At 69.9% G+C, this 19,784-nt stretch carries 18 protein-coding genes; 3 read left to right on the forward strand and 15 right to left on the reverse strand.

The genetic code is table 11. The features are described 5' to 3' along the window. Window positions 1-6 precede the first annotated feature (6 nt). On the reverse strand, window positions 7-1,431 hold the full coding sequence (locus ACFYRU_RS03185) for an MFS transporter (RefSeq protein WP_387652428.1): 1,425 nt from the start codon (window positions 1,429-1,431) through the stop codon (window positions 7-9). Between the two features lie 133 nt (window positions 1,432-1,564). Here ACFYRU_RS03185 and ACFYRU_RS03190 point away from each other — a divergent pair, with 133 nt between their 5' ends. Continuing rightward, window positions 1,565-2,134, forward strand: coding sequence for a TetR/AcrR family transcriptional regulator (locus tag ACFYRU_RS03190; protein ID WP_387652430.1), 570 nt, complete (start codon window positions 1,565-1,567; stop codon window positions 2,132-2,134). On the opposite strand, the gene ACFYRU_RS03195 is transcribed toward ACFYRU_RS03190, so the two are convergent. The 6 genes from ACFYRU_RS03195 to ACFYRU_RS03220 form a co-directional block, all read right to left on the reverse strand. Then, entirely contained in the window at window positions 2,127-3,032 is a 906-nt protein-coding gene (locus ACFYRU_RS03195; RefSeq protein ID WP_387652432.1) for an exopolyphosphatase, read from the reverse strand. The genes ACFYRU_RS03190 and ACFYRU_RS03195 overlap by 8 nt on opposite strands. Before the next feature lie 135 nt (window positions 3,033-3,167). Beyond that, window positions 3,168-3,650: a DUF501 domain-containing protein gene (locus ACFYRU_RS03200; RefSeq protein ID WP_387652434.1), complete on the reverse strand. Its 483-nt coding sequence runs from the start codon at window positions 3,648-3,650 to the stop codon at window positions 3,168-3,170. Beyond that, window positions 3,647-4,252, reverse strand: a complete 606-nt coding sequence (locus ACFYRU_RS03205) for a septum formation initiator family protein (protein ID WP_387652436.1) — start codon at window positions 4,250-4,252, stop codon at window positions 3,647-3,649. Before ACFYRU_RS03205 ends, ACFYRU_RS03200 begins: the two co-directional genes overlap by 4 nt. Before the next feature lie 17 nt (window positions 4,253-4,269). Continuing rightward, complete coding sequence (eno, locus tag ACFYRU_RS03210) at window positions 4,270-5,550, reverse strand: phosphopyruvate hydratase (RefSeq protein WP_387652438.1); 1,281 nt, start codon at window positions 5,548-5,550, stop codon at window positions 4,270-4,272. A 59-nt stretch (window positions 5,551-5,609) separates the two neighbouring features. Further along, entirely contained in the window at window positions 5,610-6,134 is a 525-nt protein-coding gene (locus ACFYRU_RS03215; RefSeq protein WP_387652440.1) for an RNA 2'-phosphotransferase, read from the reverse strand. Continuing rightward, window positions 6,131-6,973, reverse strand: coding sequence for a LysR family transcriptional regulator (locus tag ACFYRU_RS03220; protein WP_387652442.1), 843 nt, complete (start codon window positions 6,971-6,973; stop codon window positions 6,131-6,133). The genes ACFYRU_RS03215 and ACFYRU_RS03220 overlap by 4 nt, the downstream gene beginning before the upstream one ends. A gap of 69 nt (window positions 6,974-7,042) precedes the next feature. On the opposite strand from ACFYRU_RS03220, the gene ACFYRU_RS03225 reads away from it, so the two are divergent. Further along, window positions 7,043-7,507, forward strand: coding sequence for a hypothetical protein (locus ACFYRU_RS03225; protein ID WP_387652444.1), 465 nt, complete (start codon window positions 7,043-7,045; stop codon window positions 7,505-7,507). On the opposite strand, the gene ACFYRU_RS03230 is transcribed toward ACFYRU_RS03225, so the two are convergent. Both ACFYRU_RS03230 and ACFYRU_RS03235 read right to left on the reverse strand, forming a co-directional pair. Beyond that, window positions 7,475-8,308, reverse strand: coding sequence for a phosphotransferase enzyme family protein (locus ACFYRU_RS03230; RefSeq protein WP_387652446.1), 834 nt, complete (start codon window positions 8,306-8,308; stop codon window positions 7,475-7,477). The genes ACFYRU_RS03225 and ACFYRU_RS03230 overlap by 33 nt on opposite strands. Window positions 8,309-8,476: 168 nt before the next feature. Continuing rightward, window positions 8,477-11,305, reverse strand: coding sequence for an ATP-binding protein (locus ACFYRU_RS03235; protein ID WP_387652448.1), 2,829 nt, complete (start codon window positions 11,303-11,305; stop codon window positions 8,477-8,479). A 116-nt stretch (window positions 11,306-11,421) separates the two neighbouring features. Here ACFYRU_RS03235 and ACFYRU_RS03240 point away from each other — a divergent pair, with 116 nt between their 5' ends. Next, window positions 11,422-12,009, forward strand: coding sequence for a dihydrofolate reductase family protein (locus ACFYRU_RS03240; RefSeq protein ID WP_387652450.1), 588 nt, complete (start codon window positions 11,422-11,424; stop codon window positions 12,007-12,009). 68 nt (window positions 12,010-12,077) lie between these two features. Here the strand turns inward: ACFYRU_RS03240 and ACFYRU_RS03245 are convergent, their stop codons facing one another. The 6 genes from ACFYRU_RS03245 to ACFYRU_RS03270 all read right to left on the reverse strand — a co-directional run bounded on the left by ACFYRU_RS03245 (window position 12,078) and on the right by ACFYRU_RS03270 (window position 19,783). Next, on the reverse strand, window positions 12,078-13,190 hold the full coding sequence (locus ACFYRU_RS03245; protein ID WP_387652452.1) for a MazG family protein: 1,113 nt from the start codon (window positions 13,188-13,190) through the stop codon (window positions 12,078-12,080). A 9-nt stretch (window positions 13,191-13,199) separates the two neighbouring features. After that, a complete protein-coding gene (locus ACFYRU_RS03250; RefSeq protein WP_387652454.1) occupies window positions 13,200-13,844 on the reverse strand; it encodes a hypothetical protein in 645 nt (214 codons plus the stop codon). A gap of 27 nt (window positions 13,845-13,871) precedes the next feature. Then, window positions 13,872-17,504, reverse strand: coding sequence for a transcription-repair coupling factor (gene mfd / locus ACFYRU_RS03255; protein WP_387652456.1), 3,633 nt, complete (start codon window positions 17,502-17,504; stop codon window positions 13,872-13,874). Next, window positions 17,501-18,076 carry an aminoacyl-tRNA hydrolase gene (gene pth, locus ACFYRU_RS03260; protein ID WP_387652458.1) on the reverse strand — a complete coding sequence of 192 codons (576 nt, stop codon included), beginning with the start codon at window positions 18,074-18,076 and terminating at the stop codon, window positions 17,501-17,503. Before pth ends, mfd begins: the two co-directional genes overlap by 4 nt. 37 nt (window positions 18,077-18,113) lie before the next feature. Further along, window positions 18,114-18,758: a 50S ribosomal protein L25/general stress protein Ctc gene (locus ACFYRU_RS03265; protein WP_387652459.1), complete on the reverse strand. Its 645-nt coding sequence runs from the start codon at window positions 18,756-18,758 to the stop codon at window positions 18,114-18,116. A 263-nt stretch (window positions 18,759-19,021) separates the two neighbouring features. Further along, window positions 19,022-19,783, reverse strand: coding sequence for an NAD(P)-binding domain-containing protein (locus tag ACFYRU_RS03270; RefSeq protein WP_387652461.1), 762 nt, complete (start codon window positions 19,781-19,783; stop codon window positions 19,022-19,024). Window position 19,784 lies beyond the last annotated feature (1 nt).

The raw sequence follows: 19,784 nt of genomic DNA on the forward strand, positions 1-19,784 counted from the left end.
ACCGGGTCAGGCGACCAGCTCCTCGGCTGGTTGGTCCAGCGGGGCTGCAGTCGTACGGCGTGCGGTGGGGATGGCGAGCGCGAGTACGACGGCCGCGGCCGCGAAGGCCGACAGCAGGTAGAAGGTGGTGGTGAAGCCCGACTCGGTGGGCAGGCCCGAGGCCTGGACGTGACCCGTGATGATCGAGCTCGCGAGGGCCGTACCGATCGAGCCGCCGATGGTACGGATGTTCGTGTTCATGCCGGTGGCCGCACCGGTCTGTTCGCGCGGTACGTTCTGCACGATCAGGCTGGTCATCGCGGCATACGCGAGGCCGAGGCCGACCCCGAACAGCGCGGTCGACAGCCCGACCTGCCACTGCGCGTCGTGGAACCGCGCGAACATCAGCGCCGCGACCAGGATCAGGGACGACCCCGACACGACCTGTGTCTTCGCGCTGAACCGCGCCGCGAGCGGGCCGCTGAACGATCCGGCGACCGCCATCGTGACGAGCATCGGCAGCATCAACAGCCCGGCCTGCGTGACGCTCGCTCCGAAGCCGAACCCGGCCGCCTTCGGGATCTGCAGGAACTGCGGGACGAACGCATACACCGCGAACATCGCGGCACCGAACAGCAGCGCCACCAGGTTCGTCGTCCACACCGCCGGGCGGCGCATCATCCGCATGTCGATCAGCGGGTTCCGCGAGCGCAGCTCGACCGCGATCCAGCCGGCGAGCAGTACCGCGGCCAGCGCGAACAGTCCGGTCGTACGGAAGGAAGTCCAGCCCCACGAGCGGCCGGTGCTCAACGGCAGCAGCAGCGCGATCAGCCAGCCGGACAGGAAGGTCGCGGCCAGCCAGTCGATCCGGCCGGGGATCCGGTTCGGGGACTCCGGGACGTAGCGCCGCACGAGGACCGTGGCGATCGCGACGACGGCCATCGGGATCCAGAACAGCCAGCGCCAGCCGAGCCACTCCACGATCGGGCCGGCGAGCACGATACCGAGCCCACCACCGGCGGCGATGATGGCCGAGACCACACCGACGACGGACGGCACACGCTCGGCCGGGAACTCGTCCCGGATGATCCCGAACGCCAACGGGAACACGGCGCCGCCGACGCCTTGGAAGACCCGGGCGGCGATCAGTACGCCGACGTTCGGCGCGAGGGCCGCGATCAGGCAGCCGACGGCGAGCGCGGCCAGCGCGACGAACAGCGTGCGCTCCTTGCCGGCCATGTCGCCGATCCGGCCGAGCAGCGGGGTTGCGACGGAGACCGCGAGCAGAAGTGCGGTGAACACCCAGGTGACCGTGCCCGGGGTGGTGTGCAGGTCGTGCTGGATGACGGGCAGCGCCGGGCTGACCAGCGACTGCAGCATGGAGAACGAGGCGACCACGGTGGCGAGTACCGCCAGGGTCACCCGGGGGTTGCCGGACCTGATGACAGGCATGCGGAAGTTCCTTAGGAAAGGGATGTCGACGCGCCGGGACCCGGCGCGGTTTCCCCGGCCTGATAAAGTCGAGGTATGCCTCCACTATAACGGAGGGGTACCTCCGGTACAACCTGGTTAAGGTGAGCAGATGGTGAGCGAGAACAGGCCGGCGTTGCAGGTCGACGTCCGGCGGCCGCAGCGGGCGGACGCGCGGCGGAACTTCGACGCGCTGCTCGCCGCCGCCCGGGACGCGTTCGCGAGCAAGGGCGTCGGGGCGTCGCTTGAGGACATCGCCCGCCAGGCCGGCGTCGGCATCGGCACCCTCTACCGGAACTTCCCGACCCGCCAGGACCTGCTCAACGCGGTGTACTTCGGCGAGATCGAGGAACTCTGCATCGCCGCGGACGAGGCGGCCGAGCTACCGCCGTGGGAGGCGCTGACGACCTGGCTGCAACGCTTCGTCGGGTACGCCGCGACCAAGCGCGCGATCTGGGAGTCGCTGAACCGCGAGGCCGACAACTTCCAGGCGGCCCGCGAGGCGATGTACGCAGCCGGCACGCCGCTGTTCGAGCGCGCGCAGGCAGCCGGCGAGGCCCGCAAGGACGTCTCCTTCGACGATCTGCTCCGGATGGTCAGCGGCCTGACCGCAGCCGGCTTCGTCGACCAGAACCAACGCGACCGCGTCCTCAACATCGCCCTCGACGGCGTCCGCGCTAGGTGAGGGAGAGCGCGACTCCGTCGAGGATGTCGTGTTCCGAGACGAGTACGTCCCGGACCGGGAGGCGGTCGACCAGGCGTTGGAGGATGACTGCGCCGGCGCCGATCACGTCCACGCGGCCCGGGTGGATCGACCGCACTGCCGCTCGGTCCGCACGGGTCGAGGTGGTCAGCCAGCCGGTCGCCGCGCGGAGCTGATCCGTTGTGAGGCGGGCGTGGTGGACAGCCGCGCGGTCGTACTGCGGGAGTCCCAGGGCGACTGCCGCGACCGTCGTGCTGGTACCGGCAACGCCGATCAGTGCGCGCGCCTCGGCGAGCGGGACCGTCGTGTGGTCGAGGAGCGCGTCGACGTCCTTCACGATCGCCGCCAGTTCGGCCGGGGTGGTCGGGTCGGTGGTGATGTGGCGTTCGGTGAGGCGTACGGAGCCGATGTCGAGGGACTCGGCTGCGATCACGCCGGTCCGGTCGCCGAGGATCAGTTCGGTGGAGCCGCCGCCGATGTCTGCCACCAGGTACGGCTGCGGGAGGTCGAGGGCGGTGGTCGCGCCGCGGAAGCTGAGTTCGGCTTCTTCTTGTCCGGTGATGATTTCCGGGCGTACGCCGAGGCGGTCTTCGATGCCGTTCAGGAAGGCGTCGCGGTTGGTGACGTCCCGGGCGGCGGAGGTCGCGACGAAGCGGATCCGGCCGACTGCCTGGGACTGGACAACAGCTGCGAAGTCCTCGGTCGCTTTGAACACCCGCTCCAGCGCTTCCGGTGCGAACGCCCCGGTGGCATCCACTCCCTGTCCCAGCCGAACGATCGTCATCCGCCGATCCACCTCGACCAACTCTCCGTCGACCAGGTCCGCAATCAGCAGACGGATCGAGTTCGTCCCACAATCAACCGCTGCAACCCTCACCACCCCCGCCCCCCGTGGGGGCGGGCAGCCAAGCTCCGGCCGCGCGGGCGCAGCGGGTGCGGCGCGGGCGGCGGGTGCGGCGCGGGGCCCGGGTGCGGCGCGGGTGGCGGGTGCGGCGCGGGGCCCGGGCTGCCGGGCTCAGACACAGGGGCCTCGACGGGCCCAGTCCTCCAGGGCGTCAAGGGTCTCGTCGCCGAGGGGGTTGACGCCTGGGCCTGCGGCGAGGGAGTGGCCGGCCAGGACGTGGAGGCATTTGACTCGGGTGGGCATGCCGCCGGCGGTGATGCTGGCGATTTCCTCGACGTGTTCGATCGACTCGCGGTGGGCCAGGTACGACTCGTGCGCCGCGCGGTAGCGGGCAGCCAGGTCCTCGTCCTCGGCCAGGCGGTCGGTCATCTCCTTCATCAGCCCGGACGCCTCCAGCGTGCCGATCGCGGACGCGAGGCGCGGGCAGGTCACGTAGTACGTCGTCGGGAACGGCGTACCGTCCGGCAGCCTCGGTTCGGTCTCGACCACGTCGGGGAGACCACAGCCGCAGCGGTGCGCGACCGAACGGATACCGCGGGCGGTCCGGCCCAGCTGCTTGCTGACTGCTTCCTGATCGGTAGGGCTGACGCTCACCGGGTCACCTTAGGCGACGGGGTGATGAGCTCCGCCGGTGTGGGTGTCGGCGTCGGCTTGACGGCCGGCGCCGGCGGGGTGCCCGCGCCCTGCACGCTGCCCCACAGCTTCGTGTACCAGGTCGGCTTCTGCGCGTCCGCCGTACCGTCCGAGGGCGTGGTCGGCTCCGGCGGGGCGCCGAGCGGCTTCCCGTCCGCGCCGATCACCCGGTACCCGACCTCGCCGGGCATCACCCAGCCGAGCCGCTGCCGCGCCTGCGCCTTCACGTACGCGTCGTCGCCCCAGCGGGTGATCTCGTCGTTCAGCTCGCCGACCCGCTTCTGCCGGTCCCGGATCTCCTGGTTCAGCGCGCTGATCTGCTGGTGCTGGTCGAACCACACCCGCAGGCTCTGCGCGTACGACACGATCAACGCACCCAGGACGAGCAGTACGACCGCCGCCCGGCCGGTCAGGTTGCGGGACCCCCTGGTCCGCGCCGGCTCGGCGGGCGTACCGGCCGTACGGCGTTTGGGGGCCTCGCCCCGCCGGGCCGGTGGACGCGACTGGGTCCGGCTCGACGGACGCGAGCCGGGGCGTGCACCGGAATCCCGACGGGACGGCATACAGCAAACCTCCTGATTTAACCCTGGAAGCGCGGGAAGGCCGAGCGACCGGCGTACGTCGCCGCGTCGTCGAGCTCCTCCTCGATCCGGAGCAGCTGGTTGTACTTCGCGACCCGGTCGGTCCGGGCCGGGGCGCCGGACTTGATCTGGCCGCAGTTGGTCGCCACCGCGAGGTCGGCGATCGTGGTGTCCTCGGTCTCACCGGAACGGTGGCTCATCATGCAGGTGAACCCGCTGCGGTGCGCCAGGTCGACGGCGTCCAGCGTCTCGGTCAGCGAGCCGATCTGGTTCACCTTGACCAGCAGGCTGTTCGCCGCCCGCTCGGTGATGCCGCGCTGCAGCCGCTCGACGTTGGTGACGAACAGGTCGTCGCCGACGATCTGGATCTTGCTGCCGAGCTCGCCGGTCATCGACTTCCAGCCGTCCCAGTCCTCCTCGTTCAGCGGGTCCTCGATCGAGACGATCGGGTACGACGACACCAGGTCGGCGTAGTACGCGATCATCTCGTCGGCGGACTTCTTGCCGCCCTCGAACGCGTACACACCTTCGGTGAAGAACTCGCTCGCCGCGACGTCCATCGCCAGCGCGATGTCCTTGCCCGGCTGCAGGCCGGCCTTCTCGATCGCGGTCAGGATCAGGTCCAGCGCGTCCCGGTTGCTCGGCAGGCTCGGCGCGAAACCGCCCTCGTCGCCGAGGCCGGTGGACAGGCCGCGCTCCTTCAGCACCGCCTTCAGCGCGTGGTAGACGCCTGCACCCTGCATCAGCGCCTCGCCGTAGGTCGCCGCGCCGATCGGGGCGATCATGAACTCCTGGACGTCGACGTTGCTGTCCGCGTGCGCGCCGCCGTTGAGGATGTTCATCATCGGCACCGGCAGCACGTGCGCGTTCGGCCCGCCGACGTAGCGGAACAGGGGCAGGCCGGAGCTGTCCGCGGCGGCCTTCGCGACCGCCAGGCTGACGCCGAGGATCGCGTTCGCGCCGAGCTTGGCCTTGTTCGGGGTGCCGTCCAGGTCGAGGAGCGCCTGGTCGATCAGCCGCTGCTCGTGGACGTCGTACCCGACGATCTCCTTGTCGATGTCCTCGAGGATCGCGGTGACGGCCTTCTGCACGCCCTTGCCGCTGTACCGCTCCTTGTCGCCGTCCCGCAGCTCGACGGCCTCGAACTGGCCGGTGGACGCGCCCGACGGGACGGCCGCACGGGCGATGGTGTCGTCGTCGAGCAGAACCTCGACCTCGACAGTGGGGTTGCCGCGCGAGTCGAGGATCTCGCGCGCGCCGACGGCCTCGATGGTGGCCACATTGACTCCCAAGTTCTCGATGACGAATCGCTCTGAGCCTAGTCCCCAGACCAGCAGGCTCAGTGGACCGCGTCGACCCTTACGATCGCACCCGGAGGTACCTCGCGCGTCAGTAACACTCCGTTGGGGGCCCGATAGACCGCGAGATTGCCCGGATCCACGCCCAGCAAGACTTCTACGCTCGTACGCCGACCGACGTGACTGTCCTTCGCGGGCGCGAGGTGTACGTGGGTACGTCGCCCCGGCCGGAGCCCCTCCCGCCGGATCGCCGCGAGCGCAGCGCGATTCGTCCCGTGCCAGAGCAGCCCGTCGGGATACACCCGTTCCCAACTGTTCTCCAAGGCTTCACGTGTCACGGGCATGTGTTCGAGTGAGTGCCCCTGGCACGCGCGGATCCGCTCGCCGTCGACCTGCAGCCGCTGCTTGTCGTTCTCCCTTACCGCAATGTCCAGGCGGTCGCGGGTCATCCCCAGGAGCCGCAGCACGTCGGGGATTGCCGCCCAGCCGGCGGTACTCATTGTGAGGTGGCGTTCACCGGCTGTGTGGCGGAGGAGTTTGGAGATGGCGCGGCTGTCGCGGCTCATGTCAGCGCCCTCCTCAATGCGTCCACCCGGTCGTCGCGGGCCGGTCTGGTGATCACGTAGTACCTGACCGGTGGGAGGTCCTTCACGGGAATCTTCCGTACGGCGCTCGTCGTACGGACCGAACCGTTCACGACCGCCGGTCCTATACCGAGACGGACGAACTGGACCAGCAGTTCCCACCCTTCCGCCTCTACCGCGACGGACCAGCGGATGCCCTGGTCGAGCAGGCTCCGCTCCAGTTGCTGGCGATGCGGACGGTCCCGCGGTGGTACGACGAGAGCCTCGTCCTGGAGGTCCTTCAACCGGACGGTACGCCGGCCCGCCAGGCGGTGGTCGTTCCGCACGATGAGCGTCTGCGGGAACTTCCCGATGAGCGTGCAGTCGAGGTCCGCGGGCGGGATGCCGAGCGCGGTCACGCCGACGTCCGCGTCACCTCCGCGTACGGCGGTCAGGGTCGCCGCGGCGTCGCCGGTCCGCAGTACGAGCTCCTTGCCGCGGGACAGGTAGCGGCGGAGTGGGTCGCCGAGCAGGTACAGGTACGCACCGGAGCCGGCCATCAGCACCAGCGGGCGTGGTGGGGCGGCGTCGAGGGTGCGCAGGAAGTCCGCAGTCCGATCGCGCGTGTCGTTGGCGAACGCAGCAAGCCGTTCGCCGGCGCCGGTCAACATCAGCTGGCGACCGTGCTTCTCGTACAGCTGGGTTTCGAGGCGAGCTTCGAGCTTCCGGATGCGCGTGTGCAACGCCGGCTGACTCACATGCAGCTCTTCCGCGGCACGGGTGAAGTTCCGGTGCCGGGCGAACACCGCGAACGCCTGCAGATCCTCAGCAATCAACTCCATCACTTGAAACTATAGCTATGTCGATAAGAACTAGTTCTGCTGAATGGCTGCGACACCGACGCTGGACGTATGAACAAACTCGGAATCGATATCGGTCGCGTGATCATCGCCGGAGGGTCCGGCGCGGGTGACACGTCGTTCTTCTCCGGCGACACCGCCGCGATGCTCCGTACGCCTGCCGTGCCGGGCGCCTTCGAGGCGATCGCCCGCCTGGTGCCGCGGTTCGATGAGACCTGGCTGGTCTCGAAGTGCGGTCCGCGGATCCAGCGACGCTCCACCGAATGGTTGCTTCATCACCGCTTCTTCGAACGGACCGGCATCCCGCCGGAACACGTCCGCTTCTGCCTACGCCGACCCGAGAAAGCCATCCACTGTGCGGAGCTCGGCATCACGCATTTCGTCGACGACAAGCCGGATGTGATCGCCGCGATCGCCCCCGCAGTCCCCCACCGCTACCTCTTCAAGGACTGGAAGTGGACCGAGACAGCGATCCGGACCGATCTACAAGCCGAACGATCGGCGGGCGTCGGTTAGACCTTTGTCGTTGTCGGCCGGGCCGGAGATGCCGGTGAGGAGGTTGGTGGTGATGCGCCAGGCGAAGTAGCCGGCCTGGACGGCGTAGCGGACGCGGAGGAAGACGTCCAGACCGCGGTCCACCTCGGCGGTCAGGTCGGGGCGGCGGTTCAGGTACGCCGGTACGACGTCGCGGCCGACGTACATCGCCGCGGACGCGACGTCGTACAGGATCGGGCCGCGCATCGCGCTGCCCCAGTCGATCAACCCGACCCGGCCGTTGTCCTGCCGACGGAACGCCTCCGCAGCCGGGTCGCCGTGCAACCACGACCACGAGACCGGGCCCAGCGAGACAGCATCCGCAATCGCAGACGAGACAGCTGGACGGATCCACGGCTCGAGATCCAGCGACTCCTCGAACGGCATGAGGAAACGGAGCCAGTCCGCCGTGTCGCCGGACTCGAGCGGCGCAGCCGAATGCACCCGCCCAAGCACGTCCCCGATCGCGACCTGATCCGAAGGCACCAGCTCGTCCCCGTCGACGTACTCCATTACCGCCACCTGCCGCCCGTCGACCCGTTCCACCAGCCGCCCACGCCTACTCGCCCGCGGCCGCCCGGTGATCACCCCCGCGTCGTCCAGCCGTACCGCCAACTCCAACCCCGGCCCGAACGCCGCATCGTCGCCCCCAACCGCCTTCAACACCACCCGATCGACCCCACACATCGCCAGCCACGTCGCCGAGTTCATCCCACCAACCAACACCTCCACCCCAGACACCTCCAGCCCCCAGAGCTCCCCCAGTACCTCCGCAACGTCCACAGGCGCCACCCTCTCAGCCCCACCGCCCTCAGCACCTGCTTTTCGCCTTGCGAGGACGCGCCGCGATGTGGCGGTCTGCCAGGTGCTGAACGGCATCGTGGTCGAACCCCGGACTCATGCACTCGGCGAGCGCCCGTCGTGCCGGCGGACCGGCTCTGACACCAGCAGTCAATCGCCCTTCAACATGCCGGTGCGGTGGGCAACGGCGGCCGCTTCGGTGCGGGTCGCGACGCCGAGCTTGCGGAGGATGCGGGCGACGTGGGTGGCGACGGTGTTCGGGGAGACGAACAGCTCGCGGGCGATCTCGGCGTTGGACAGGCCGCGGGCGAGGGTTCGCAGTACGACCAGTTCGCGTTCGGTCAGGCCGTGCGCCGCGGGCTCTTCCCGGGTCGGGGCGGATATGCCCGCGCGCTGCGTGAGGTCATCGATCTCGCTGAGCAAGGGCTCAGCCGCGAGGTGCGTCGCGAGCCCGCGTGCTTCGTCGAGTCGGCGCCGGGCTCCGGGTTTGTTGTTCGAGCGCAGCGCGGCGGCCGCGCCTCCGACCAGCGCCTGAGCCAACTCGTACACGTCGTGGACCACGCGCCAGGCGTTGGCTGCCGTGTCCCAGGCCGCGACGGTTCCGGTATCGAAGGCGTCCGCGGTCCGCAACACCGCATCGACGATCGGCCACCGATCCAGGCCCGGCAGGTTCTTCCGCAGCAGGTCCGATCGCGTAGGCACCTGCCGCCGTTGTCCGGCGACAGTCCGTTCCAACTGCAGCGCCGCAAGGCAGAGCCGCGCCGTGACCACCACGTCGGCCGCCGGCCAGTCGGGCATCACTTCGAGCGCCTCGGCCAGCAGCCGATCGGCCGTGGGTACGTCGCCGGTGCCGACCGCGAGCGCCAGCTGCACGGGCAGTCGCTGCAGTCCGACTTCGCTGGCTACCCCCGACGGCGGTATCGCCATCTGCGCGAGTTGGCCTGCTGCCTCGTCGTACCTGCCGCGCCGTACGGCGATGATCGCGACCTCCATCCGCAGCGCCGCGTCGTACCACGGCGGCGGACCGTCCGCGAGCGCGTTGTCCACCAGCTCGAGGGCCTCGTCCCAGCGCCCGAGCGAGATCAGCACCTCGGCCCGGTTCTGCGCCAGCATCGAGCCTCTGGCCCGCATCCGGCCCCACTGCTCCGCCTGCTGCTCGGCCCCTGCGAGGAGAACATCCGCCTCCTCGGGGCGCCCGGCATCGGCGATCGCCCGCCCTTCCCACTGCAGCGACGTGAGGTACGTGTGCTGATCGCCGCAGGCCTCAGCCGCCCGCCGCGCGTCCTGCATGAGCTGCTGAACCACTGCGGGGCCGCCGTCGGTGTGCAAGGCGATGCCACCGACGGCCAGCCGGGCGTCGGCGAGCGCCTGATCGTCACCGGTGGTCTCCGCAAGCTCGAGCGCCTGCGCCGCGTGCCGGCTCATCTCCGGTCCTGGCATACCGACCAGCTCGGTGAATGCCAGACCGGACAGCAGCCGGCTGCGCAGTACGTCGTCGGCTCCCGGTGGCACCAGCTGCACGGCGTGGGTCAGGTCATCGCTCCCGGTGCCGTCGATCCGGCATCGCAACAAGCCGCGCAGCCGAAGGAGTGCGGCCACCCGGAGAGGTTCGGTGTCCGGATCGAGAACCGCCAGCGCCGCGGTCGCATGCTCCGCCCCGGTCCGAGAGCGACCGGCGGTGTACGACGCGGCGGCAGCGACCTCGTGTACAGCCGCGTAGCTCACACCGATCAGGTCAGCGGCAGCGCCGACCTCAGGCCACAGTTCGAGGACCCGGTCGAGCATGTTGAGCTGCTCGTCGTAGGCGTACTGCCGCTCGGCTGTCACGGCGGCCCGCCACGCCGCCACCAGCGCCTTGTCGGGCTGCCGGGCCACGGACCAGTGTTCGGCGAGGGCCGCAGGCGATCCAGTCCCGGCCTCGATCGCCTCCGCGAACAGGGCATGCAAGCGTCGGCGTTCGCCTGGTAGCAGGGCGCCGTACACGGCTTCCCGGATCAGGTCGTGCCGGATCACGTACTCGGTGTCCGACACCGAGACCTGGTTGCGCTCGATCAGCTCGCGGACGGCGTCGTCCGCCGGCTCGCCCGATACCTCGGACAGCAGGTCGTCCGAGACCGCACCACCGGCCACCGCGATCGTCGCGAGTACCTTGTGCGCGGCCGGTGAAAGGTCGGCGATCCGGTTCAGCAGCAGGTCGTTCAGTCCTTCGGACGACGCCGTACCGGACGCGTACAGGGCCTCCACGAAGAGCGGGTTCCCGCTGCTGCGACGGTGGATCTCGCTGCTCGCGACGGCATCCGGCGTACGACCGTCGAGTGCCGCGAGCAGCTCGCTGACCTCCTTCCGGCCCAGCGGTTCCAGCTCGAGCTGAAGCACCTCGGCGCGCCGGCCCAGCTCGGACAGCAGTTGCCGGGTCGGGTGGCCCGAGGGCAGCTCGCCGGTACGCATGGTGGCGATCAGCAGTACGGCGGAGGCGCTGAGGTTCCGTACCAGGTAGACGAACAGCTCACGGCTGGACGCGTCCGCCCAATGCAGATCCTCCACCACCACGACGAGCGGACGTTCGGCCGCCACCTGCTGGAGCAGGCCGAGGACCTCACCGAACAGCCGCACATGACCCGCCGGCCCTTCCGGCAGGGACAGCTCCGGCAGCCACCCGGCGAGTGCCGTACCGCCGGACGGCAGCGCCTCCGTCAGCTGGTCCGGACCCCACTCACGCAGCAGGTTGCGCAGGATCGCCAGGAACGGCACCCACGGCGTACCCTCCGCGCCGAGTTCGAGGCAGCCACCCGTCAGCACCATCGGCTCGCCGGCGCACCCCGCGACCGCGGTCGAAACCAGGCGCGACTTGCCGATCCCGGCCTCCCCCGAGACGAGCACCGTGACCGGCTCCCCGGCACAGGCCCGTTCGTACGCGCCACGCAGAGCGTCGAGCTCCGTCCTGCGGCTGATCAACACCGGACTGACTGCGGCCCCCATTCGGCCATCCTCGCATCCCCCGGGTCCCGGACTCGATGTCGTCAGATCTGGTGACGACCAGGGCGGGTGTCGACGGCGAGAGTTTGAAGCACCTTCCAACTCCCGAGGAGAACATCATGAATCGCACTGTGGTCGGCAACATCTCGCTGTCCCTCGACGGCCGGATCAACGGGCCCGGCGGGGACTACGACATGGGCTGGATCGCGCCGCACGCCGTCACGCCGGGGTCGCTCGCGCACATGATCCGGGTGACGTCGCCGGCGACCACCGCGCTGCTGGGCCGGAAGAACTACCAGGGCTTCGGCGGGTACTGGCCGACGGTCGCCGACGACGAGGCCGCGCCGGCGGAGAGCCGGGCGTTCTCGCGCTGGCTGAACGACGTCGAGAAGGTCGTGTTCTCGACCACGCTGGACGAGGCGCCGTGGCAGCACAGCCGGATCGCCGGCACCGACCCGGTCGCCACGGTCAAGGAGCTCCGCCAGCAGGACGGCGGCGACATCGTCGTACTGGCCAGCTCCAGCATCATCCGTACGCTGCTCGCGGCCGGCGAACTCGACCGCCTGTCAGTCACGCTCTGCCCGGAGCTGGTCGGCGGCGGCGTGACGCTCTTCGACGAGACCGTCGCGCCCTCGTCGTGGACCCTCACCGACTCCACCCCCACCGAATCCGGCGCCCTCTGCCTCCTGTACGACCGCAAATCCTGAGGTCGCCGGACGGCGGCGGGGAAACTTTTGTCCACCTGGTGCAACTTTGTTTCCCCGCAACCGCGCGCTCAGGCGGTGGATTCGGTGGCGCGGATCTGGTCGGCGAGGGCGCCGACGGCGGTCCGGAGTGCCTGTTCGGCGTCGACCCCGCGGGCGCGCGCCTCGCGGACGAGCTCCAGGAGCTGCGCACCGAGGTCCTCGTCGCCGACGGCTGGCGGTTCGGACGGGAGAACCTTGGCGGCGCGGCCGAGGACCTTGTCGGCGAGGGCCAGGGCGGGGAGGGCGAGTGGGATGCCTTCGAGGACCGAGGAGCGCTGTTTCTCGGCGGCCTTGATGGTTTCCCAGTTGGCTTCGACCGCGGCCGCGTCCGCCGCGTCGACGGAACCGAAGACGTGCGGGTGCCGGCGGATCAGCTTCTCGACGATGCCGCCGGCCACGTCGTCGATCGTGAAGCCCTCGTCGCCCGCGTCCTCGGCGACACGCGAGTGGAACGCCACCTGCAGGAGCAGGTCGCCGAGCTCCTCGCGGAGGTGTTCGCGGTCGCCGGTGTCGATCGCCTCGAGGGTCTCGTACGTCTCCTCGAGCAGGTACTTCGCCAGGCTCTCGTGGGTCTGCTCCTGGTCCCACGGACAGTTCCGCCGTAGCCGGTCCATCACCCGAACCAGGTCGATCAGCCTCGCCCCGGGTACGTCGTACGACCCGTGCAAGATCTCCACGTCGTACCCCGGCCGCGGCTCCCGCGCCAACTGATCAGCCACCACCCGCAGCAACCCAGGCTCCCCGTCGTCCCCCACCAGCCAGGCAACCTGCCGCCCCTCCGCCGCAGCCGCCGACAACCACCCCCAGTGCTCGGCAACCCCACCGTCAACCTGCGTGACAGGAAGCCCCGACCCCACCACGGCCTCCACATCCGCCCGCAAAACCCGCCCGGCCCCTGCGGGGCCGGGAAGGGAGGAAGCACCAGCAGCACCAGCGCTGGCGGGGCTGCCGGCGCTGGCGGCAGCACCAGCGCTGGCCGAGGTGCCGGCGCTGGCGGGGCTGCCCGCGGTTGAGGGGGTGCCGGCAGCGCCGATCTCGATGGCGTCGGCGAGTGCTGTCCAGGCGGCCCGCGTGAGTAGGCCCGGTGCCACGCGGGGGCTGGTCAGGACGACCTTGATGCCGCCCTTCGCGTCACCAGGCATCAAGCGGCCTCAGCCCTGGCCCTGGCCTTGGGCCTGGGATTGTTGGGCGGCGTCTTCGGCGGCCTTGCGCTTGGCGGCGGTCTGGGCGGACTCCTTGGACAGCGAGCCGGAGATCGTGCTGTCCAGGGTGCCGTCGCTCCACTTGCCGAACCGCGGCGCGATCGACACGTCGATGTCCTTCGACGCGTCCCGGACCGCGAGCACACCCTGCTGCAGCTTGGTCTGGTCCTGAAGGTCCTTGACGGTGCCACCGGCAAGCTTGACCGTGATCATCGACGCGTTACCGACCGCGTTCAGGAAGTCGCGGGTCTTCGGGTCGCTCTGGAACTTCGAGAACATCGCCTGGTCGTCACCGACCGCGTTCAGCGCCGCGGCGCTGGTCTCCGCGGGGCTGACCGTGATCGACTTCTGCTGCCCGACCTCGGCGACCAGCGCGTTGCTGACCAGCGTGTTCAGCGCGGCGGTCGAGTTGAAGTTCTGCCCGAGGGCCGTGGTCACCGCCCGCGAGGTGCTGTCGACGTCGCCGATGCTGATCTCGGTCTTGCCGACGACGGCTGCCGCGCCCGGGTGCGTGCCCGCCGCGCAGCCGCCGGTCAGCAGCGCCATCACCGCGACAGCCGCCACCGCACCGAGTGCCCGAAGCCGTGTGCTCACCGAATCTCCTCGTATCTCACTAAAGGTCTACGCCGGCACCACAATAGGTTCGGCGATCACGTCGTCGATCAAGCGGGTGCACCACTGCAGCAGCTCCTGGTCGCGAAGCGGCTGCCCGCCGATCTGCCGGGTGGCAGGTCTCGGCACCAGAATGGTATGCAACTGCGGCTTCACCAGACTCTTCGGGTACAGCCTGTTCAGCCGCAGCACCTTCGAATCGGGCAGCTCGACCGGCCCGAACCGGATCAGGTTGCCCTGCAGCGTGACGTCGTGCAGCCCCGCCCGGCGGGCGTGGTTGCGGAACTTCGCCACCTCGATCAGGTTCAGCACCGCCTGCGGAATGTCGCCGTACCGGTCGTGCAACTCCTCGACCAGCTCCGCGATCCCGTCCTCGTCCCGGACGGCCGCCAGCCGCTGGTACATCTCCAGTCGGAGCCGCTGCGACGGGATGTAGTCGTGCGGCAGGTGCGCGTCGATCGGCAGCTCGATCTTGACCTCGGGCTCCTCGGCCTGGGTGTCGCCGCGGTACTCCGCGACCGCCTCGCCGACGAGCCGGACGTACAGGTCGAAGCCGACGTCCGCGATGTGCCCGGACTGTTCGCCGCCGAGCAGGTTGCCGGCGCCGCGGATCTCCAGGTCCTTCATCGCGACCGCCATCCCGCCACCGAGGTCGGCGTGCTGGGCGATCGTCGCGAGCCGGTCGTGCGCGGTCTCGGTGAGCGGCTTCTCCGGCGGGAAGAAGAAGTACGCGTACGCCCGCTCGCGGCCACGGCCCACCCGCCCGCGCAACTGGTGCAGCTGGGACAGGCCCAGCAGGTCGGACCGTTCGACGATCATCGTGTTCGCGTTCGAGATGTCGATCCCGGACTCGACGATCGTCGTACACACGATCACGTCCGAGCGCTTCTCCCAGAAGTCCTGGATCACGCTCTCCAGGGTGTGCTCGTTCATCTGGCCGTGGGCCACTGAAACGCGTGCCTCGGGGACCAGTTGGCGGATCCGGGCGGCCGCCTTCTCGATCGTGTTCACCCGGTTGTGGACGACGAAGATCTGACCCTCGCGGAGCAGTTCGCGCCGGATCGCGGCGGTCACCTGGTGCTCGTCGTACGCGCCGACGAACGTCAGCACCGGGTGCCGTTCCTCCGGCGGGGTGGCGATCGTGGACATCTCGCGGATGCCGGTGATCGACATCTCCAGCGTCCGCGGGATCGGCGTCGCGGACATCGTCAGTACGTCGACCGCGGTCCGCAGCCGCTTCAGCTGCTCCTTGTGCTCGACGCCGAACCGCTGCTCCTCGTCGACGATCACCAGGCCGAGGTCCTTGAACTGCACCTCGCCGGACAGCAACCGGTGCGTACCGATCACGACGTCGACGGACCCGTCGGCGAGCCCCTCGAGCGCATCCTTGGCCTCGCGCTCGGTCTGGAACCGCGACAGCGGCGCCACGTTCACCGGGAACGCGGCGTACCGCTCGGCGAACGTCGCGTAGTGCTGCTGCACGAGCAGCGTCGTCGGCACGAGTACGGCGACCTGCTTGCCGTCCTGCACCGCCTTGAACGCGGCCCGGACGGCGATCTCGGTCTTGCCGTAGCCGACGTCACCGCAGACGATCCGGTCCATCGGCATGACGCGTTCCATGTCGTGCTTGACGTCGTCGATGGTGGCGAGCTGGTCGGGCGTCTCCACGAACGGGAACGCGTCCTCGAGCTCACGCTGCCACGGCGTGTCCTTCGCGAACGCGTGCCCCTTGGTCGCCTGGCGGGCCGCGTACAGCTTGATCAGCTCGCCGGCGATCTGCCGGACCGCCTTGCGGGCGCGGCCCTTGCGCTTGGCCCAGTCGCCGCCGCCCATCTTGTCCAGGGTCGGCTGTTCGCCGCCGACGTACCGGGTGACCTGGTCGAGCTGGTCGGTCGGTACGTACAACCGGTCGCCCGGCTGCCCGCGCTTGCTCGGCGCGAACTCGATCACGACGTACTCGCGGGTCGCCTTCTGCGAGCCGGTGCCCACGGTCCGCTGCATCATCTCGACGTACCGGCCGACACCGTGCTGTTCGTGCACGACGAAGTCGCCGGGCTGCAGCTCCAGCGGGTCGATCGTCTTCTTCCGGCGCGACGGCATCCGTTGCTGGGAACGGCGTTCGGCCGCGGACCGCTGGCCGGCCAGGTCGTTCTCGGTGAGGACCGCGAACTTGATGCCGTCGGCAATGAACCCGTGGTCGAGCTGCCCCTGCGAGATCAGCACCACGCCCGGCTCCGGGATCTCGTCGATGCCCTCGACCGTCCGTGCGGGCAGCTCCGCCTCGGAGAAGACCTCGGCCAGGCGCTGCGCCGGACCGTGTCCTTCGGTCACACAGACGACCCGCCAGCCGTCGCGCAACCAGCCGCGGATGTCCTCCGCCGCCTGCGCGGTCTCACCGCGGTACGGGTCGACCTCGTGCACCGCGAGGATCCTGCTCGTGACCGCACCCGCCTCGGTGTCGATGTCGAACGCGATCCGCTCGCCCATCGAGTCCCGCAGCTCCGGGCCCTCGTCGACGGGCGCCGCCGCGAACGGCGACAGGCTCCACCACGCGAGCCCCTTGGCCAGCGCATGCGCACGGACATCGCCCAGCGACATGTACGCCGCCGCGCCCAGGTCGATCGGCGCCTCACCACCACCGGCGGCCGCGGCCCACGACGCCTCCAGGAACTCCTGGCTGGTCGCGACCAGGTCGTGCGCCCGCGCGCGGACCCGTTCCGGGTCGCTGACGACGACGTGCGTACCGGCCGGCATCAGGTCGACCAGCAGCTCCATCCGGTCGACCAGCACCGGCGCCAGCGACTCCATCCCCTCGACCGCGTGGCCCTCGGCAAGCTTCTCGAACAGCTCGGCCAGCTCGGGGTGTTCCTTAGCGAGTACGCCGGCCCGTGCGCGGACCTCGTCGGTGAGCAGCAACTCACGGCAAGGCGGCGCCCACAGACCGTGCTCGGCGATCTCCAGCGAACGCTGGTCGGCGACCGCGAAGTACCGGACCTCCTCGACGTCGTCGCCGAAGAAGTCCACCCGCAGCGGGTGTTCCTCGGTCGGCGGGAACACGTCGATGATGCCGCCGCGGACCGCGAACTCGCCGCGCCGCTCGACCAGGTCGACCCGGTGGTACGCCGCGCCCGCGAGCCGCTCGACGACGTCGTCGAGCTCGACCGTGTCGCCGACGTGCAGCTGTACGGGCTTCAGGTCCGCGAGACCGGCGACCTGGGGCTGCAATACGGATCGCACCGGCGCGACCAGGATCTTGATCGGCCCCGTCGTCTCGTCGGACGGGTCCGGGTGCACCAGGCGACGCAGTACGGCCAGACGCCGGCCGACCGTGTCGGACCGCGGGCTCAGACGCTCGTGCGGAAGGGTCTCCCAGGCGGGGTAGTACGCGACCGTACCGGGCTCCTCGACGAGGCACTGCAGCGCCTCGGTGAGCTCCTCGGCCTCGCGGAACGTCGCGGTGACCGCGAGGACCGGGCGGTCGGCGCCGTTCTGCGCGGCGGCGATCGCGGCCAGCAGGACCGGCCGCACCGGGCCGGGCGCGCTCAGGTCGAGGGTCGTGGCGCCGTCGGCGCGGGCGTCACGGACGGCCTCGGACACCACCGGATCGGTGATCAGGGTGTCGACCAGACCGGTCAGTTTCACGAGTTGTACTTCCCTTGGGTGGACTCGAGGCCGTCGGTGAGCAGGGACTCGACGGCGTCCGCGGTCCGGTCCACGGCGAACGGGAGGTCCTTGCGTTCGGCCGCGGAGAACTCGTTGAGGACGAAGTCGGCGGGCGCCTGCCGGCCCGGCGGACGACCCACACCGAACCGGACTCGATAGTACTCACCGGTGCCAAGCGATTTCCGCACCGATTTCAGCCCGTTGTGGCCGTTGTCGCCGCCACCGAACTTGCACCGCAGGACGCCGAAGTCGATGTCCAGCTCGTCATGCACGACGACCAGGTTGGCCGGGTCCAGCTTGAAGAACTTCAGCAGCCCGGAGACCGGGCCGCCGGACTCGTTCATGTACGCTCGGGGCTTGGCCAGTACCGTGCGCAGGCCGCTGATCCGGGTCTCGATCACCTCGGCCTTGACCTGCTTGCTCTGCTTCCACTTCGCCCCGGTCCGGGCGGCCAGCTCGTCGGCGACCAGGTGCCCGATGTTGTGCCGGGTGCGGGCATACGAAGGGCCGGGATTCCCCAGTCCGACGACCAACCACACGTCGTCCGCCACGGATCCCGGCCCTCTCTTCGCGCTGTCGTACGGGAGATTACTCCGCGGCGGCGGCCACCGGCTCCTCGGCTGCGGTCGGCTCGTCCTTCTCGATGCCGGCCTCGGCCTCGGCCTCGGCCAGCTCGCCCTCGAGCTGCTCGGCGGTCGGCTGCGCGGTGACGTTCACGATCAGGGTGTCCGGCTCGATCGCCAGCGTGGAACCGGCCGGCAGGGTCAGGTCGGACGCGTGGATCTGGGCGCCGATCTCGAGGCCCTCGATCGAGACGACGATGCTCTCCGGGATGTGGGTGGCCTCGGCCTCGACCAGGACCGTGGCGTGCTCGGTGACGACCAGCGCGTCCGAGACGGCCTCGCCCTCGAGGTGCACGGCGACCTCGACCTGGACCTTCTCGCCACGCTTGACGATGACCAGGTCGACGTGCTCGATGAAGCCCTTCAGCGGGTCGCGCTGGACCTGCTTCGGCAGCGCGAGGTGCGATTCGCCGCCCTCGACCTCGATCAGCAGCAGGGCGTTGGCGGTCTTCAGGGCCAGCATGGTGTCGTGACCGGGCAGCGTGATGTGCACCGGGTCACTGCCGTGGCCGTAGAGGACGGCGGGAACCTTGTTGTCCCGGCGGATTCGGCGGGCAGCCCCCTTGCCGAACTCCGTACGCGATTCGGCTTGGATCTTGACCTCGGCCACGACTGAACTCCTCAAAAGCGTTGCGGTGATCTGTTGTCTGGATAACTCGGCTGCGGCCTCAGCGGGCGCCTGCTGACCCCGGAGAAGGCGTCAGGCAACGAACCACCGCGTCGATCACGGAGCCGCGCCCTGCACATCTCGGGGGGCGTCCCTCGCCGAGGCAACCAAAACAGTCTACCCACGAGCGCGCCCAGACGGGAAATCCGTCCTCCAACGACACTTTGCTCCGAGTACGACGACCGTCCAGGTGACCCGTTTCCGGCTCAGCTGAGCCTGGTCCAGACCTCGCGGAGTGCGCGGGCGGCATTCCCCTCGAGGCCGGCGGCGTCGAGGGTTTCGGCGAGTTCGTCGAACTCGGGACCCCAGCGCCAGGCGACCGCGCGGAGCTGGTCGGGGAGGTTCGGGTCCTTCAGCGAGCCGCCGTCGGCGCGGGTCTGCTGGGCGACGAGCGCCTCGGTGACGCCGTGCTTCCCGGCGAGCTGGAACGCCAGGACCGCCAGCGCCGCCTTGCCCTTGTTGTAGAGCGCGTACGACGACTTCGCAGCACTGGCCGCGCCAGGCTCCGCGCCGACCACCATCGGGGTCACCGCGGTGCCGGCCCACAGCGCCGCGACCTGGTCGGCTGCCGTACCCGACAGCATCAGGTGGGTCGGACTGGGACCACCGGTCGGCGGCGGTCCGACCACGCCGGCGTCGACGAACGTCGCCTCGGGTACGGCGGCCTGCGCCGCGCGGAGCGACGTCGGCGACAGCGGATTCGCCTCGACGTACAGGCCGGTGAACCCTTCCCGCCCGACCTGCTGCGCGATGTCGACGGCGCCCTGCGGGGCGCACGAACACAGGACGACCTCGGCTTCGCCGACGGCTTCCGCGAACGGCGTACCGATCAACCCCGCCTCGTCGGCCCGCGCCTTCGAGGCCTCGCTACGGCCGTCCGGGACCCAGTGCACCTCGTGCCCGGCCGCCACCAGCTGAGCGGCCAGCTTCGACCCCATCGCACCGGGGTGGAAGACCGCAATCCGCATG

The organism is Kribbella sp. NPDC004536 (assembly GCF_042873835.1).
In the GTDB taxonomy this organism is placed as follows: Bacteria; Actinomycetota; Actinomycetes; order Propionibacteriales; family Kribbellaceae; genus Kribbella.

Bases quoted from the DNA above. Each gene is read 5' to 3' on its own strand.
- ACFYRU_RS03270 (WP_387652461.1), bottom strand. From the start codon at position 19,783: ATGCGGATTGCGGTCTTCCACCCCGGTGCGATGGGGTCGAAGCTGGCC.
- ACFYRU_RS03215 (WP_387652440.1), bottom strand. From the start codon at position 6,134: ATGAGCCGCGACAGCCGCGCCATCTCCAAACTCCTCCGCCACACAGCC.
- ACFYRU_RS03185 (WP_387652428.1), bottom strand. From the start codon at position 1,431: ATGCCTGTCATCAGGTCCGGCAACCCCCGGGTGACCCTGGCGGTACTC.
- ACFYRU_RS03235 (WP_387652448.1), bottom strand. From the start codon at position 11,305: ATGGGGGCCGCAGTCAGTCCGGTGTTGATCAGCCGCAGGACGGAGCTC.
- ACFYRU_RS03205 (WP_387652436.1), bottom strand. From the start codon at position 4,252: ATGCCGTCCCGTCGGGATTCCGGTGCACGCCCCGGCTCGCGTCCGTCG.
- ACFYRU_RS03245 (WP_387652452.1), bottom strand. From the start codon at position 13,190: ATGCCTGGTGACGCGAAGGGCGGCATCAAGGTCGTCCTGACCAGCCCC.
- ACFYRU_RS03240 (WP_387652450.1), top strand. From the start codon at position 11,422: ATGAATCGCACTGTGGTCGGCAACATCTCGCTGTCCCTCGACGGCCGG.
- ACFYRU_RS03225 (WP_387652444.1), top strand. From the start codon at position 7,043: ATGAACAAACTCGGAATCGATATCGGTCGCGTGATCATCGCCGGAGGG.
- ACFYRU_RS03220 (WP_387652442.1), bottom strand. From the start codon at position 6,973: ATGGAGTTGATTGCTGAGGATCTGCAGGCGTTCGCGGTGTTCGCCCGG.